This window comes from Eikenella sp. (genome assembly GCF_057315495.1).
Genome location: NZ_DBHKXY010000039.1, coordinates 1 through 16,500, shown reverse-complemented (window position 1 = coordinate 16,500; position 16,500 = coordinate 1). Strand labels below are relative to the sequence as shown.

Annotated in this window: 15 protein-coding genes and 1 other RNA gene; 3 read left to right on the top strand and 13 right to left on the bottom strand. The window is 55.4% G+C overall.

Features of this window, described 5'->3' with window-relative positions; genetic code table 11:
- Positions 1-59: 59 nt before the first annotated feature.
- The 3 genes from gpM to ACO6EE_RS07055 form a co-directional block, all read right to left on the bottom strand.
- The gene (gene gpM, locus ACO6EE_RS07065; RefSeq protein ID WP_485960229.1) at positions 60-722 is read right to left on the bottom strand and encodes a phage terminase small subunit; all 663 of its coding nucleotides are present in this window, start codon (positions 720-722) and stop codon (positions 60-62) included.
- Positions 723-791: 69 nt separating this feature from the next.
- Positions 792-1,835 (bottom strand): phage major capsid protein, P2 family, encoded by a 1,044-nt coding sequence (locus tag ACO6EE_RS07060; protein ID WP_485960228.1) that lies wholly within the window; start codon positions 1,833-1,835, stop codon positions 792-794.
- 62 nt (positions 1,836-1,897) lie between these two features.
- Positions 1,898-2,791: a GPO family capsid scaffolding protein gene (locus ACO6EE_RS07055; protein WP_485960226.1), complete on the bottom strand. Its 894-nt coding sequence runs from the start codon at positions 2,789-2,791 to the stop codon at positions 1,898-1,900.
- A gap of 184 nt (positions 2,792-2,975) precedes the next feature.
- Between ACO6EE_RS07055 and ACO6EE_RS07050 the strand changes: the two genes are divergently transcribed.
- The gene (locus ACO6EE_RS07050) at positions 2,976-4,865 is read left to right on the top strand and encodes a terminase large subunit domain-containing protein (RefSeq protein ID WP_485960224.1); all 1,890 of its coding nucleotides are present in this window, start codon (positions 2,976-2,978) and stop codon (positions 4,863-4,865) included.
- A 12-nt stretch (positions 4,866-4,877) separates the two neighbouring features.
- Positions 4,878-5,861, top strand: a complete 984-nt coding sequence (locus tag ACO6EE_RS07045; protein WP_485960222.1) for a phage portal protein — start codon at positions 4,878-4,880, stop codon at positions 5,859-5,861.
- 797 nt (positions 5,862-6,658) lie between these two features.
- Here the strand turns inward: ACO6EE_RS07045 and ACO6EE_RS07040 are convergent.
- The 8 genes from ACO6EE_RS07040 to ACO6EE_RS07005 all read right to left on the bottom strand — a co-directional run bounded on the left by ACO6EE_RS07040 (position 6,659) and on the right by ACO6EE_RS07005 (position 15,093).
- Positions 6,659-7,567 (bottom strand): DUF58 domain-containing protein, encoded by a 909-nt coding sequence (locus ACO6EE_RS07040; protein WP_485960220.1) that lies wholly within the window; start codon positions 7,565-7,567, stop codon positions 6,659-6,661.
- A complete protein-coding gene (locus tag ACO6EE_RS07035) occupies positions 7,564-8,472 on the bottom strand; it encodes an AAA family ATPase (RefSeq protein WP_485960218.1) in 909 nt (302 codons plus the stop codon). Before ACO6EE_RS07035 ends, ACO6EE_RS07040 begins: the two co-directional genes overlap by 4 nt.
- Before the next feature lie 120 nt (positions 8,473-8,592).
- Positions 8,593-8,964, bottom strand: coding sequence for a 30S ribosome-binding factor RbfA (rbfA, locus tag ACO6EE_RS07030; protein ID WP_049258553.1), 372 nt, complete (start codon positions 8,962-8,964; stop codon positions 8,593-8,595).
- Positions 8,965-8,985: 21 nt separating this feature from the next.
- On the bottom strand, positions 8,986-9,318 hold the full coding sequence (locus ACO6EE_RS07025) for a hypothetical protein (RefSeq protein WP_485960216.1): 333 nt from the start codon (positions 9,316-9,318) through the stop codon (positions 8,986-8,988).
- Positions 9,319-9,609: 291 nt separating this feature from the next.
- Positions 9,610-12,378, bottom strand: coding sequence for a translation initiation factor IF-2 (gene infB / locus ACO6EE_RS07020; protein WP_485960214.1), 2,769 nt, complete (start codon positions 12,376-12,378; stop codon positions 9,610-9,612).
- Positions 12,379-12,393: 15 nt separating this feature from the next.
- Positions 12,394-13,890 carry a transcription termination factor NusA gene (gene nusA / locus ACO6EE_RS07015; protein WP_485960212.1) on the bottom strand — a complete coding sequence of 499 codons (1,497 nt, stop codon included), beginning with the start codon at positions 13,888-13,890 and terminating at the stop codon, positions 12,394-12,396.
- Positions 13,891-13,926: 36 nt separating this feature from the next.
- Entirely contained in the window at positions 13,927-14,352 is a 426-nt protein-coding gene (rimP, locus tag ACO6EE_RS07010; protein ID WP_485960210.1) for a ribosome maturation factor RimP, read from the bottom strand.
- 294 nt (positions 14,353-14,646) lie between these two features.
- On the bottom strand, positions 14,647-15,093 hold the full coding sequence (locus tag ACO6EE_RS07005; protein WP_485960208.1) for a CopD family copper resistance protein: 447 nt from the start codon (positions 15,091-15,093) through the stop codon (positions 14,647-14,649).
- A gap of 106 nt (positions 15,094-15,199) precedes the next feature.
- Between ACO6EE_RS07005 and ACO6EE_RS07000 the strand changes: the two genes are divergently transcribed.
- A complete protein-coding gene (locus tag ACO6EE_RS07000; RefSeq protein WP_485960206.1) occupies positions 15,200-15,406 on the top strand; it encodes a glycine zipper 2TM domain-containing protein in 207 nt (68 codons plus the stop codon).
- Between the two features lie 273 nt (positions 15,407-15,679).
- On the opposite strand, the gene rnpB is transcribed toward ACO6EE_RS07000, so the two are convergent.
- Positions 15,680-16,034: RNase P RNA component class A (gene rnpB / locus ACO6EE_RS06995), an RNA gene on the bottom strand.
- Between the two features lie 169 nt (positions 16,035-16,203).
- The coding region (locus tag ACO6EE_RS06990; RefSeq protein ID WP_485960204.1) for an SMI1/KNR4 family protein at positions 16,204-16,500 on the bottom strand (297 nt) is incomplete at its 5' end.

Sequence of the window (16,500 nt, the reverse complement as noted above, 5' to 3'; positions counted from 1 at the left end):
AGGAAACAACAGGAAATCCGACAGACAGGCCGCCGCGCCCCATACGGCGGGGGAGAAGGTTAGCTGTCGCCTTTACTTAATGCGGTGATGCGGGTTTTCACGCCGACACGGTCGTTATAAGTGAGCGCGGTTTCATACAGGCTGCGGGCGTAGCCTGGCATTTGCTGCTCTTCAGCCCATTCGCCTGCGGCTTTGAGCAGCTTGGCGCGGATGTTGTCATTGACGTTGTAGCGGTGCAGGCCGTCTTCGCCTTTGGCGGTGGCCCATTCGACCAGGGTTTTCAGGTGGTCGCCGGTGATGGTGCACCCGGCGGAAAGCTGGTCTGCGTACTCTTCAAGCAGCAAATCAGGCATTTCACGTTGGAACTCATCAGCGGTTGGCAATTGGTGCTCTAGCGCGAAAGCGGCGAGCGGCATAGCTTCATCGAGCAGGCCACAATCAATCATCCAAATCAGCACAGTTGGCGTGATTTTGTCGTCTGTTTGAGCTTGCTCACCCTGCAGCACCCCGGCAATCCATTCGGCGTAGGCTGGCAGCATGTCAGCCTTGGCTTTGGCTTTATCGGTGTTGCCGTTGATGGCTTTAAGGATGGTTTTGTCTTGATACAGTTGTTTGAGCAGCTGCTGATAAACGCTTAATTCGGCAAGAGGGATGTCGCCACCAGCCTCGGCGGCAAGGCGGGCGCTTTCCTGCAAAAAGTGGCGACGTGCGGGGCTAGTCATAATTGCGGTTTCCTTAATGATTCGGTAAACGGCCGGCTGCCGAATGTGGCAGCCGGCTGGCGGTGGTGGTTAGGCGGCGTATTCGAGGTTTTCCACCAGCACGGCGGCGCCGTACTCTTCGACGATATAGTCGATATTTTTGGACTGGTAGCTCTCAATTTGGTCGCGCTCGGGCGCGTCTTTAATGTGGCGACGCTCGCCGCCGGTCTGATAGTAGATAGACAGGTTTTTCAGCGGGGTAACTAGGATGGTGTCGGCCGGGAAATTGGGCACATACATCACGGGCAAGCCGCCGAGGGTGCGTTTCTCATTCAGGCGGCCGCCGGCCTCGATTTCGGTGGCTTTGTCGCCGCTGGCATTAACGATGCGGAGGTATTTATCGCCCACGGTGCGGCGTGAAGCCAGCACAACGAAGTCGGTGCGGTCGGCAAAACGTTCGTCCACCATTTCGTTGAGCACGTCGGTTACCACGGCATCGAGGTTTTTGTATTCAGATGCGCCGGGACCGTATTTAACAGCCTGCTTGGTGGTTCCGATTTGGCCGGACTGCCAGCCCATGACGCGGGTTTGATTTTCCTCACGCATTTTCTGCAGCCAGCCTTTGGCTACGTCTTGCAGCAGTGGATTGCTGGCAAAATCGCTGTCTTTCACGCGTTTCTTGCCGTTGACGCCGATGGTAATCAGGCTGATGCCGATGGATTCGGCGATTTTCTTGTTGATGCGGGCGGGGAAATCTTTGGCTACAGCTGCCCAGCCGTCGATTTCGTCGTAGCGGAGGGCCACGTCGAAGTTGGTTTTTTCCAGCAGGAATTTACGGTCGCTCAAACTGTGGATGCTGCGCGGGGCGCGGGTTTTGTTGGCGGCGGCGGTGTCGGTATTGGAGCCGATGAGGCCGCTGGATAGGCCGATAATCTGGCCGATTTTTTCCTCTTTCCCGACGATGTTGATTTTCTGCAGCAGTTCGCTGGAGAGGGCGATTTCGTCGTACATCTTCTGCACGGCGGCGGGTTCGACGGCAAAGTCTTTGCTGACTTCATCGGGGGCGATGTGGTTGGCGGCGGCGACGGCGCTAAACAGGCCGGCAATGGCGGTTTTTCGTTGTTGGGTGCGCATGATGGTTTCTTTCTGTAGAGGATGTGGCGGTTTAGGTGTGATGATTTCAGGTAGCCTGCTGCTTACCAGCCGACGGTCGGCGTCGGGTTGTTGCTGCCGGTGTGCTCTTGGCGCGCACCTTCTGCGGGTTCAGTCTCGAGGCGTAGTTTCATGGCATCAAATTCTTGGCGCAGGGTTTCGTGGTTGGCAGCCAGTTGGTTATAGGCTTGGGCGTCGGCCTCTTGCTTGTCGATCAGCTTTTGCACGAGCTCGGCGGCGGTTTGGTATTCCTGGCGAATGTCAGCGATGGTTTGGCTGTAGTCTTCTGGCTTCGCGGCGGCCGGTTGGGCAGGCTCGGCTGGCTGCTGCTCGGGTTTGCTGCCAGCAGTGAATTTGGCGAGCAGGCGGGCAAACAGGCTTTCGGCACCGGCTTCGGTGAGCGGTTTGTCGGCGGTTGGGTTTTGTGGCTGGGTTTGGTTTTGCGGCATAACGGTTTCCTCAAGTAGGCGGTAGGCGGAAAAAACGGTTTGTTGACTGCCGGCTTGTTCGGCGGCGCGGGAAAAATTGGCGGTGGTGCCGAGGCTGGCCGGCGTGTCAGTAATAGCGAGGCCGGCGAGGTAGGCTTTGCCGGTGTCGGCAAATGGGCGCACGATTTCCATGCTGGTATAGATTTTCTTGCCTTCATCCCACAGTTTTTGCAGGGCGGGCAGCACGGCGATCTTGGCGTGCAGTGCGGTTTTGCTCGGGTCTTTGTGCCAAGGCTCGGTTTTGAGTTCGAGCACGTCGCCATAACCGCCGGCATAGTCGGGCAGCAGGAAATTGACGTGCTCGAGGTTGATACGGGCGCCGTAGATTTCGGGGTCGTATTGCGCGGCCATTTCCTCCAGCTCTTGGGCGTTGATGAGGCGGCCGTCGATGGTGTCGCCGGAAACGCCGACAATGCGCCAATCGGTGGTGGTGGCTTTGCTATCAGGCATGGTTTGGTCTCGCTGTCTTGGGTGTGCGGATGGCTTGCGCGTAATAAGATGTGGATAGTTTGGCGGCAGCGGGTGGCGTGGTCTATCCGCTGTTGTTTTGGGGGGATTTTTTACAAATGCGGGATGATGCCAGCAGTCGCAAAACGGGCGATTGTTGGCTTTATTTATTTACCGACTGCAAAAAATGAGCCGAAAACACATTACGCCGCCGCCAACCGCTGCGATTGCCAGCAACCTCGACCCGCGCATTCAGGCGCGGCTGCTGTATTGGCAGGGCTGGCGCATTTCTGATATTGCCCGCCTGCTCGGGCTCAAGCCGCCCGCCGTTTACAGTTGGAAAAACCGCGATAACTGGGACGGCGGCACGCCAATCCAGCGGGTGGCGGCCAGCGCGGAAATGCGGCTACACCAGCTGATTAGTCGGCCGAAAAAATCAGATGCGGATTACAAAGAGATTAAGCAGTTGTTTGGATTGATGGGCGGACAGCCGCGCAAAGATGCTGCGCCGGAAGTAGCCGAACTGGGCGAGGTGTTGCCTGATGCGCCGAAACTGGCGGATGAGCCGCCGAAGAAAGGCAAAGGGCTGCGCATGGTGGTGGATCACGGGCACCCAATACCGACTATCGACAACCCGCCGAAGCCGCCGCGCGAAACACGGGAGCGGGTGCCGAGCAACCGCAAGCCGGAGCCGAATTTTTTTACCGCCGAACAAATTACACAAGCGCAACAAATCTTTTTGGAGCAGCAGTTCGGCTATCAGCGCGCTTGGTGGGATAACAAGGCGCGTTTCCGCAACCTGCTCAAAAGCCGCCAAATCGGGGCGACCTTTTATTTTGCGCGCGAGGCATTGGTTAATGCGCTGACGATGGGTAAAAACAAGGTATTCCTGTCGGCTTCGCGGCGGCAGGCGTTCCAATTTAAGCAATACATGATGGACTTGTCGGAGATGGTCGGCGTGGAACTCAAAGGCGACACCATCCGCCTAGGCAATAATGGGGCCAAACTGCATTTCTTGGGCACCAACAGCCGCACCGCGCAATCGTATACCGGCGATTTGTATGTGGATGAGTATTTTTGGATTCCGGATTTTGACGAGTTATCCCGGGTGGCAAAGCCGATGGCTTCGCAAAAACGGTTCCGCATTACTTATTTTTCTACGCCGTCTTCGACCTCACACCCTGCTTATCCGTTTTGGTCTGGCGAGCATTTCAACCGTGGGCGGCCAGAGGCCGAGCACATCAAGCTGGACGTATCACATGCGGCACTGGCGGCTGGGCGCGCCTGCGAGGATGGGCAGTATCGTCAGATTGTAACCTTGGATGATGCCATTGCCAGCGGCTGCGACCTGTTCGACCGAAACCAACTATTGCTGGAAAACTCACCTGAAGAGTTCCGTCAGCTTTTCATGTGCGAATTTACCGAGGACGGCAGCAATGTGTTTAGTTTCGAGCTGTTGCAGAAATGCGCAGTGGATTCGTGGGAAGAGTGGCGTGATTTTTATAAGCCGTTTGCGGCGCGGCCGGTAGGCATGCTGCCGGTGTGGATTGGCTACGACCCGACCGACTCGGGAGATGCGGCGGCGTTGGTAGTGGTGTTAGCGCCACGCTTTGCCGGCGACAAATTCCGCATCATCGAGCACCACATGCTGCGCGGCAATAATTTTGAGGAACAGGCTGCGTTTATCAAAAAGACGACCGAGCGCTACAACGTGCAAAAAATCGTTGTAGATAAGACGGGGCTGGGGGCGGCGGTGCTGCAACTGGTGCAAAGCTTTTTCCCGCCGGTGGTTGGGGTGCAATACTCGCTGCAGGAAAAGTATTTGATGGTTAATAAAATGCACTCACTCTTGCGCGACCGCCGCGTTGAGTGGGAACTGGATCACAAGGATATTACTGCGGCATTTTTGAGCATTCGCACAGTGGCAACGGCCAGCGGCAAGCAGGTTACTTATGCCAGCGGCCGCTCGAATGAGTTAAGCCATTCAGATGTGGCATGGGCAGCGTTGCAGGTGTTTTATCAGGAGCCGCTGGACGGGTCGCTTGCGACCGGTGGCGGCGAAGTGGAAATTTTCTAATGGAGCAAAACAATGAGCAATATTGATATGGAAGTATTCAGCTTTGAGGATTTACCCGGTGAGCATGGGCTGTTTGATTTTTTAGGCTGCCTGAATAACGGGGTTTATTATGAAACGCCGGTGAGCTGGCTTGATGTGGTGCGTCTATTAGAAAAAGGGGTGCATCATGCTTCGGCAATTCAGGCCAAAATCAATATCCTCAAAGTAACGTTTGAGCCGACAAGGTATTTATCGCGGGCGGAGTTTGAAAAGCTGGCGTTTAATTACTTGGTGCTGGGCAATGGCTACCTGGAAATGCAACGCAACCGCTTCGGCGAGGTGATCGGTATGCAAAGCCGGCTGGCTCTGTACATGCGCCGTGCGTCTAATCTTAAAGATTTTGTCTATTTGCGCAATGATGACTTTGGCGTCGACTACGAAAAAATCAGTGGCAATCAAATCGTGCATATCATGCAGCCTAATCTGAAGCAGGAGGTTTATGGGATGCCGTATTATTTGGCGGCTCTCAACTCCATCGACCTTAACGAGAGCGCGACTCGGTTCAGGGTGCGCTACTATAAAAACGGTTCACATGCTGGATTTATTCTGTATGCCACAGACACCAAGATCGATGAAGATGGCTGGGATAATGTTAAGCAGCAGCTCCGTAACTCTAAGGGCACCGGTAACTTTAAAAACGTGGTGCTGCGTGCGCCTGGCGGCAATCCTGATGGCATCAAATTAATTCCGATTGCAGAGATCGCGGCCAAGGATGAGTTTTTAAACATTAAATCTGTGAGCGCTGAAGATATGCTGGCTATCCACCGTGTGCCGCCGTCTCTAATGGGTATCGTGCCCAAGGCAACCGGTGGGCTTGGTGATGCGATGACAGCGGCCAAGGTGTTCGCCCGCAATGAAGTGACACCGCTGCAGCAAACGTTTATCGACATCAACGAGCGGCTTGGGCTTGAGGTGTTTAAGTTTGCACCCTACGAAATAGAGCCACAGGCTGCCTGATACTCCCTGCTCTTCCAGCAAAATCGGCTCCGAAAAATCGGAGCTGATTTTTTTATTTTTTCCCAACCTGCTCGGCGAGCCCGCGCGCTCCCCTCCCGCCTGCCCGGCGTTTAAAAAATGAGTAATTTTTATGCAACCAGCCAATATAGGCAAAACCTAGAGCCATCTTGCTTTTGATAGATTTTTTTGTGCTTAAAATTTACGCATATCTATTCAAATATAATCAAATTTAGGCTTAATTACGCGGTCGATTTTTAGCTGCTTTTTTCTGTTCTACATGCCTCCATATTTTCTTTATAAATCAGCTATGTTTTCCGTGTTGTTTTGTGGTTAATGTAGAATTAAAAACGCTTTAATCAAATGATTTAAAACAAATACAGCTAGAACTTAAAATCCGTCGCTCCTTAATACGAGCGTACCGGTTCGATTCCGGTCTCGGGCACCACAAACCGCTTTATAGCGGTTCTTTTTTGTCTCCAGATATCCTCAGAAATACACAGAACAGTTTAAAATCAATTAACTGACTGATTTTAGTCTTACTTACCCTACTTCGGAACTATTCCGCCATCTTCCTCAGTCCACATGAATTTATTGGTGCTTTTGCAGGTGCTTAACCGACCACAACCGTAGCAGGTTGTTTCAATCTAACCTTATCGAAGCCAAAGGCTACCTGAAAATTTCAGGTAGCCTTTTCATTAATCCTGTCCAAACAAGTGTACATTGGGCCCATTCTGCCAGCTGGTAAGCCTTGCAGCTGTTCAGCTTAAATGCAGCATTTCCCTAATACATATAACTACTCACATTACTGCTAGCGCGGCCAGGCATTTTTCGCGTTGGCCGTTTTGCGGGGGGATGGTTTGGCCGGGCAGGATTAAGGTGTAGCGCTGGCCGCGGCCGTGGGCTTCGAGCACGCGGTAGCACAGGAGGCCGGCGAGGCGGTCGGCGCTGGTGCCGGCGGGGTAGTCGGCGTAGCTGATGATGTGGTCGGCGGCGTGGAAGGCGGGTTCTTCGAAGTGTTTGTCGAGCAGGCGGCCGCTTTTGGCGTAGCTTTTCCAGGCGATATGTTGCAGGGAGGTGCCGGGTTGGTGGTCTTGCAGGAAGGCGAGGTCTTCGTTGCCGCCGAGTTTGAGGCGCGGCTCGCCTTCTTCGGCCGGGGTGCTGCCGGGCGGGGCGGTGTGCGGCTCGGGGGCGGGGTAGGCGAGGCCGTTGTCTGGCCAGTGCCAGACGCATTCGACGCTGCTCACGGCAAACGGCCACACGCTGGCGCAGCGCAGCGGGGGCAGGATGAGGCGGCCGCGCCTTGCGGGCAGCACGGGCCAGATGAAGGGTTGGGGCTGCTTAGCGGTGAAGAGGGCGGCGCGGTATTCGGGCTCGGTGTTGCGGCGGCTCTCTGGGGCAAACCACAGCTGGCGGTGGCGGGCTTTGACGGAAGGGGCAGGAAATAGCCGGATATCGGCAGGCTGCCCTTGGAAGAGCTCTTCTGGCAGGGTGAGGTCGAGGCGCAGGCCGAGCAGTTGGAGGCAGTTGAGCAGGGTGCCGACAAACAGGAAGCCGGCGAGCCAGAAGGCGACGATATAGGCGAGGTTTACCTGATAGTTGAGCCCGACGAGCCACAACAGGGCAATCATAGCGGCCAGGCTGATGCCGAGTCGGGTGGGGCGCAGGCGCAGGTCGCGCAGGCGCGGGCTGTATTGGTTGGTGCTCACGATACGGCTACCTGAAGCAGCATTTGTTCCAGCAGCTGGGTGATGGATTGGGGTTGCAAGGTTTGCAGGCGGTGTCTGGCCACGGCTATCCATACGGCTTTGATGTCTTCCGGCAGCACATAATCGCGGCCGGCCAGGAAGGCCCAGGCCTTGGCAGCTTTAACCACGGCAAGGCCGGCGCGCGGGCTGAGGCCGGTAACGAACAGGCCGGGCTGGCGGGTGGATTGCACCAGCCGGTAAACATAATCGGCAGCCTGCTGCGAGCATTTTACTTGGGCGGCCTGTGCCTGCCATTGGATCAGGATTTCGGCGTTGCACACGGCTTTGAGCGCGGGCAGCAGTTGGCGGCGGTCGCCTTGGGTGTAGAGCCGGCGTTCGGCTTCGGCGGAGGGATAGCCCAGTGAGAGGCGCATCATGAAGCGGTCGAGCTGGGATTCGGGCAGGGGGAAGGTGCCGAGCTGTTCGATGGGGTTTTGGGTGGCGATCACGAAGAAGGGTTTGGGCAGGCGGTAGGTTTTACCGTCTACAGAGACTTGTTTTTCTTCCATGGCTTCCAAAAGGGCAGACTGCATTTTGGGCGAGGCGCGGTTGATTTCGTCGGCCAGCAGGAAGTGGTGGAAAATGGGGCCGGGATGAAATTTGAATTGGCCGTCGGCAGGTTGGAAGACGTTGATGCCCAGGAGATCGGCGGGCAGCATGTCGTTGGTGAACTGGACGCGGCGGTAGCCGAGACCGAGTACGGCGGCTAAGCCGTGGGCGAGGGTGGTTTTGCCCACGCCGGGCACGTCTTCGAGTAAAACGTGGCCGTCGGCCAGGATGCAGGCCATCAGGTGTTGGAGAACGGTTTCTTTACCGAGAATCAGGCTGTTGAGTTGGGAGAAGACGTTTTGTAAGTAGGGATTCATGGTGTGGATTATTTGAGTTGTGGTGTGGCGTGGTGTGAATGAGGCTACCTGAAAATATTTTTACTATGACGGTATGAAGAAAAGCCCTGTTTAATCAACAGGGCATATTTTTCAGGTAGCCTAATCTTGTACCGGCTCTTCGGCGGCAACCTGCTCGATTAATTGGGAGATGCTCATGCCGCGTTCGAGCGATTGGTCGTATTTGAAGTGCAGCTCGGGCGTTTTAAACAGCTTGATGCGGCGGGAGAGCTCGCTGCGCAGATGGCCTTTGGCGTGTTCCAGTGCTTCGGCGGTAATCTCGCGCGTGGCATCGTCGAGCACGGTGTAATACACGGTGGCGTGGCTGTAGTCGCGGGTAAGCTCGACTTCGTTGATGGTGATGAAGCCGGCGCGCGGGTCTTTGAGGCCGGTGCGGACGAGCTCGGCCAGCTCGCGCATGATTTGTTCGCGCACGCGGTCTTGGCGGGCATAGCCGCGGTGGATTTTGGCCATATGGTCTTTCTCGATAAGGGGTTATTTCAGTTCGCTGGTGCGGTCGAGCAGGGCATCCATCAGCGAATCGTATTGTTTCTTGCGGTGTTGGATGCGCAGTTGGTCGAATTCGCCCAGCTGTTCTTCAAAGGTGCGGGTTTTGAAATAGGGCTTCAGGTCGAAGGACTTTTCCAAAAACCGGATAACGTTGAGGTCGTTTTCGCGATCAACAGGGCGTAGGGGCAGCCGCCCGGTGAGCACGAAGTTGTCGGGCATGACAAGGGTGGCCACGATGATCGGATCGCCGTTTTCACGTTGGCGTATTTCGCGGACTAGGGTAAAAGTTTCAAAGGTGTAGGTTTGTTTGTCGTTCATTTTCGCGTACTCATCAGGGCAGCGGTTGGTATGGTGGGCAAACACGGTGTTAACAGGCGATATGATACGACAACCATCGTCGGCTGGGTATAGGCTGAGGCATTTATTTCTTTACATATATAGCCAAGCTGCTAGAAACCATAACCGAAAGATGGAGCTTGGTTGCGTTTGCTGATTTGCCCAACATTGCACGGCGCCACAATACTCGCAATGCCGCCTGGTCGTGCTTGAGATATAACAAGAGGCTACCTGAAAGGATTCTGGCAGCCTCTTGTGTCGCTTGATGCCTGTTTACAGGGTACGGGCTACTTCCACAATATCGAAGGCTTCCAGCATGTCGCCTTCTTGGATATCGTTGTAGTTCTTCAGCATCAGGCCGCATTCGAAGCCCATACGCACTTCTTTCACATCGTCTTTGAAGCGTTTGAGCGATTCGAGCTCGCCGGTGTGGATCACCACATGGTCGCGGATGAGGCGTACGCGGCTGTCGCGTTTGATGAGGCCGTCGGTAACCATACAGCCGGCAATATTGCCCACTTTGGAAATATTGATGACCTGACGGATTTCCACTGTGCCGGTCTGCTGCTCTTTCTGTTCGGGAGCAAGCATGCCGCTCATGGCTGCTTTCACATCGTCGATGGCGTCGTAGATGATGTTGTAGTAGCGGATTTCGATGTCTTCGTTTTCGGCCAGCTTGCGTGCGGAACCGTCGGCACGCACGTTGAAGCCGATAATGAAGGCGCCGGATGCAATGGCCAGGTTGACATCGCTTTCGGTAATGCCGCCTACGCCGCTGTGCAGTACTTCCACTTTCACCTCGTCGTTTGACAGCTTTTTGAGGCTACCTGCAAGCGCTTCATATGAACCCTGCACGTCGGCTTTGATGATAACGGCCAGATTTTGCGCTGCCTGGCCATCGCCGGCGTTGGCAAACAGGTTTTCCAGTTTGGCAGCCTGCTGTTTGGCCAACCGCACGTCGCGGTATTTGCCTTGACGGAATAGGGCGATTTCGCGGGCTTTTTTCTCGTCGGCCAACACCATGGCGTCTTCGCCAGCATTGGGCACGTCGGAAAGGCCGAGGATTTCCACCGGAATGGAGGGGCCGGCTTCCTGTACTTGTCTGCCGTTTTCGTCCACCATGGCGCGGACTTTACCGAAGGCAGTGCCAGCCAGGAGCATATCGCCTTTTTTCAGCGTGCCGCTCTGCACCAGCAGGGTAGCTACCGCACCGCGGCCTTTATCAAGGCGGGCTTCCACGATGATGCCTTTGGCGGGCGCGTCTACCGGCGCTTTCAGTTCGAGCACTTCGGCTTCCAGCAGCACGGCTTCCAAAAGCGCATCGATATTGATACCTTGTTTGGCGGAAACATCGATAAACTGCACATTACCGCCCCAAACATCGGGGATCACTTCATGTGCGGTCAGCTCTTGGCGGATACGCTCGGGATTGGCGGCTTCCTTATCGATTTTGTTCACGGCCACCACCATCGGCACGCCGGCCGCTTTGGCATGGGCAATGGCTTCGATGGTTTGCGGCATCACGCCGTCGTCGGCGGCCACCACCAAAATCACGATATCAGTGGCCTGGGCACCGCGTGCACGCATCGCGGTAAAGGCTTCGTGGCCCGGGGTGTCGAGAAAGGTGATAACGCCGCGCGGAGTCTGCACATGGTAGGCACCGATGTGCTGGGTAATGCCGCCGGCTTCGCCTTGCACCACTTTGGCGCGGCGGATGTAGTCGAGCAGCGAAGTTTTACCGTGGTCCACGTGGCCCATTACGGTTACCACCGGCGGGCGCGGCAGAGCCTCGGCTTGAACCGCGGTTTCGGTGTCGTCCAAGAAGGCTTCCGGGTCGTCCGCAGCAGCGGGTTTGCCGATGTGGCCCATTTCCTCCACCACAATCAATGCGGTTTCCTGGTCGAGCGATTGGTTGATGGTCACCATCATGCCCATCTTCATCAGGGCTTTCACCACTTCTACACCCTTAACCGCCATTTTGTGTGCCAAATCGGCCACGGTGATGGTTTCGGGCACGAGCACTTCGTGCACCACCGGCTCAGTTGGGGCTTGGAAGGCATGTTGGTTCGGCTCCAGTTTGAGCTGTTTCTTGCCTTTTTTGCCACCACGTACGCGCTCCTCATCGCCACGATTGCTGCGTTCTTTGCCTTTGCCTTTGGCGGAACGGCCGCGCGGTATGTCGTCGTCGCGTTGCTGGTGGCGATCGCCTTTTTTCGGGCGGCTGCCGCCGGGAGCGGCATTGTAGGAGGAAAGGGGGGCTTTTTCGCTCGGTGCGGCGCTGCGCGGGGCAGACTGCTGCTCTTTGGCCAGCTTGGCTTCCTGCTGCGCCTGCAGTTTGGCTGCTTCGCGGCGGGCCTGGCGCTCCTGTTTTTCTTTCAACAGGGCTTGCTGGTGGGCACGCAGAGCCTCGGCGCGGCGGGCTTCTTCGTCACGCATGGCCTGTTCGGCGGCGCTAACCACTTCCACCGGCTGCGGTGTTGGCTCAGGGGCCTTTTCTTTTTTCGGTTTGCGGCTGCGTTTGGGTTTGGCTTCTGCTGCCGGTGCTTCATCCGGTGTGGCTGTTTCAGTAGCTACTGGTGTGGCATCGGCTTTGGAGTCAGTGGGTTCGGTGGCAGGTGCTTCAACCACTGTTGCCTCGGCGGCTTCTGAGGCTACCTGAACATTCTGTGCTTCTACGGCAGGCGCAGCTACAGGTGCTTTCTCAGCAACAGGAGCAGCAGCCGGTTGTACTGGTGCAGCTTCGGCAGCAGGTTTGCTCTCGGCAACTGCTTCAATTGGCGGCACGGCCACGCGGCGGCGGCGGCGGGTTTCCACCTGTACGCCGGCCACAGTGCTGCGTTCGGTACGGGTACGGCTCACGCTGATAGATACGGTGCCACTATCGTTCTGTTTGCGCAGGTGTGCCAGCAGGGCTTGTTTGTCTGCCGGACTGATGCTGTCGGCACCGCTGCTTTTTTCCACGCCGGCGGCTTTGAGCTGCTCCAAGAGCGTGGGCACGGATTTTTTCAGTTCGGCGGCAAATTGTTGTACGGTATTACTCATAAGTTTCCGGCCTCCTTATTCCTGTGTTTCGGCAAACCAATGTTCGCGGGCAGCCAAAATAACGGTTTTGGCTTCTTCTTCGCTTACGCCGGTTATTTCGATCAATTCGTCGGTGGAAAGCTCGGCCAGGCTGTCACGGGTGGTGATACCGGCTTGTGCCAAATCGCGCAGCATGTCTTGGTCGATGCCGTTGAGGGTTTTCAGCTCTTCTTCCACTTCGTCCAGTTTTTCTTCCGACATGATGGCCAGAGTAAGGATGGCGTCGCGAGCGCGGTTGCGCAGGGTTTCCACGGTGGCCTCGTCGAAGCCGATTTCCACCAGTTCGGCAGCAGGCACATAAGCCACTTCTTCCAAAGCGGCGAAGCCTTCTTCAATCAACAGGTCGGCGGTTTGTTCGTCCACGTTCAGGTGTTGCATGAACAGGCTGCGGATTTGCGCATCTTCGGCTTCGTGACGCTCTTCGGCTTCCTGTACGGTCATGATGTTGAGCTGCCAGCCGGTAAGGTCGGCGGCGAGGCGTACGTTTTGGCCGCCGCGGCCGATGGCGGGCGCGAGCTGGTCTTCGGCCACGATAACGTCTACTGAATGGTTGTCTTCATCAATCAGAATACGGCTGACTTCAGCGGGGGAGAGTGCATTAATCACAAACTGGGCAGTTTCGGGCGACCATAGCACCACGTCCACTCGTTCGCCGGCCAATTCGTTGGATACGGCATTCACGCGCGAGCCGCGCACGCCGATGCAGGTGCCTTGCGGATCAATACGTGCATCATTGGATTTAACGGCAATTTTGGCGCGTTGGCCGGGATCACGGGCGGCTTCTTTGATTTCCAGCAGACCGTCTTCGATTTCCGGCACTTCTTGTTCAAACAGTTTCACCAAAAATTCGCGTGAGGTGCGGCTGAGGATAACTTGTTTGCGGCCGCTGTTGCCTTGTTCGTCCACGCGCAGGAAGAGGGCGCGGATTCGGTCGCCGCTACGGAAGTTTTCGCGCGGGATGCACTGGTCGCGCGGAATCAGTGCGTCCAAACGGCCGACTTCCACAATGATGCCGTGGCGCTCAACACGTTTGACCGTGCCCATTACCACGTCTTCGCGGCGGGCGAGGAATTCTTGCAGAATCTGCTCGCGCTCGGCATCGCGAATGCGCTGCAAAATGATTTGCTTGGCAGTTTGTGCGGCTTGGCGACCGAAGGCCACATTTTCCAGCTCTTCTTCGTAATACTCGCCGATTTGCAGCGGGGAGTCGGGGAATTCTTCTTGGATTTCCTCGATGGTTTTTTGCGTGTCGGGATAGGTGTAGTCTTCATCCGCCACGATTAACCAGCGGCGGAAGGTGTGATATTCACCGGTGTTGCGGTCGATGCTCACGCGTACGTCCATGTGTTCGCGGTCGGCCTTTTTCTTGGCGGCCACCGACAGGGCGAACTCCAATGCTTCGAATACCACTTCGGATTCAACGTTTTTTTCGCTGGCCAGGGCTTCGGCCAGTTGCAACATTTCACGGCTCATGGGAATGAACTCTCCATTAATTGATAAATAGGCAAATTAGAATTCGGGCTTCAGGCGCGCCCGGTCGATATTGGATAATTCGATGGCAGCAGTTTTGCCATCGAAGGCGATAGTCAGCACATCGGTTTCAAAGTTTTCGATGCGGCCGATGAAGTTTTTCTGACCCTCCACCGGCAAACGGGTTTTCAGCTTGACGAGGCTACCTGAAAAACGGATGAAGTCAGCCGCTTTTTTTAGTGGGCGGTCGAGGCCGGGGCTGGAAATTTCCAGCCGTTTGTAGTCCACATCTTCCACCATGAAGAGGCGGCTCAAATGGTTGCTGACGGTGGCGCAGTCTTCCACGGTAATGCCTTCGGGCTTATCGATAAACACGCGCAAATCGCCTTGTGCGGTGAGCTCGAAATCCACCAATTCATAGCCCAGGCCGGGCAGGGTTTTTTCTAAAACGGCTTGAATATCCATGATTCCCTAGTTGGAAAACAAAAAAATGGCCTCGGGGCCATTTCTCATTTATCTCGTATAAATAACTGAAAAACGGCGCGATTCTAAACTATATTCGGCGGTTTGGCAAATCTGTTTGCACCCGATGCGCAGGGTGACGGGCGGGCTGTGAGAATCGCGCAACAATGCAGGATTGGAACGAAGGATAAGGTTGGATTGTGGCTTTAAACTGATCTGAGGCTTATGTTTTGGCGTAACAGTACAGAAACGTTATTTTCATTTTAGATTGTGGCCGATACTTTCAGGTAGCCTGTGTTACCACGCGATGTAAAACATTGCCTTAGCCAAAAACACAATCAGCAGCATCTGCACTAGCACGGCGCGATGGATGTATTTGGAGAAGGCCACGGTCATGGTGTGGCGGCGCATACGGGTAACGGCGGCCAGAAAGTGGCAGAGGATGCTGAAAGCCAGCAGCAGCTTGATGGAGAGCTGGATAAAGAAAGAGTTGGCAAACGGGTTGTGTAGGATTTGCAGGTAGCGGTGCATCATTACCAGACCGGAAAGAAATAGCAGCCCGACTACCCAGGGCATAACCTTCACCGCCCGTGCGGAAAGCGCTCGTTCCGCTTCGCGCCGCACCTCACGGCTGACTTTTTTGGTGTGCAGCACCGACAAAACCAGCGACTCAAATAGCACCCCGCCCACGAAGGTAATGGCACAGAATAAGTGAATGATGTGTGCAACGGAGTAAACAGACATTTACCTGCCTTTTGATGCAGTCACAGAAAAATGCGATACTCTCACAGGCAGGTAGGGCGGTCAAATCCGCCATACCTCTCTGATACTGACAGAAAGGGTATATATCATGAGAAAATCTACCGTTACTTCTCTTTTCACCGTTATGTTGCTGACTGCCTCCCTAAGCGCCTGTACCGGCATGACCACCAAACAGCGCAATATCGCTGTGGGTGCCGCAGTGGGCGGCGTGGCCGGCAATGTGATCGGCGGTGACACCGGCTCGACCTTGGGTGGTGCTGCCTTGGGCGGCCTGGTAGGCAGCCAGGTTCAATAAGTTCTAAACCCTTGCCAATGATGCGGGCGGAAGTGTGAAAGCACTTCCGCCCGTAGTTGTTTTGATGTAGTGGATTAAAATTAAGAATACTGCTGCGTTGGCTTGCCTTGCTGTACTACTTGTACTATCTGCGGCTCGCCGCCTTGTCCCATTCTTAATTTTAATCCACTATATTTATATTGGCACGGTTTTGATATTCGACCATTCGAGTAAGCCGAAGCTGGGTAAACCAAGGCTGCCTTCCGTTTTATCGAAATGCTTAGAAATAATGTGTACCGCAGCCGGCCGGTAAGCCGGGTTCTGTCGTTGGACAGTCATTCCTCTAGGCCGATTGTTGCCAAGCGGCTCAAGCAACCTACCCGAATGCTCGGCGAGCAGCGTCATTGCATCCTGTTTGGTCTTGCTGCGGATGGGGTTTAGCCTGCTACGGACTGTTACCAGCCGCACGGTGCGCTCTTACCGCACCATTTCACCCTTACCTGTGCTGCGTTGCCGCAGCCATCGGCGGTTATGCTTTCTGTTCCACTTTCCGTCGCCTCGCGGCGCCCGGCCGTTAGCCGGCATCCTGCTCTGTGCAGCCCGGACTTTCCTCCCCGCCCAAAGGCGCGGCGACTGTCTGGCCTGCTGCGATACGGGCAAGATTATAACGGATTGGGCGGGAAAGGCTACCTGAAAGTTGCAATGCCCAAAAGAAGGCTTGGTTTTACTCGCATGGAGCACGAATTGCCTAGCCTGCTGATGCAAGGGCAACTCAAGGTGGGCTACCTGAAAAGATAATATAAACGATCAAGTGCTTACTAGGCCAAGTCGTCGATGCTGTTGGCTACTTGTTCCAGTTCGCCGCCGTCGCTCGACCAGAGGAAGATGGCTTCGCCGAGCTGTTGCGGAGATTCGGGCAATAGGAGCAGGAAGTCGCCGCATTGATTGTCGCCAATCAGCACGGCTTGGGCGGGGAAACCATGCCAGTTTTCCCGAGCAGAGGCGGTTTCTTTGGCAATGTGATGGCAGGTGCGGCGCAGGCGTTTTTTATCGGAGGTGTCGGCATAAGTAACAAAAAAGGTGCTAAAGCCTCCCGCAAGCCTTATCCTGCAAGG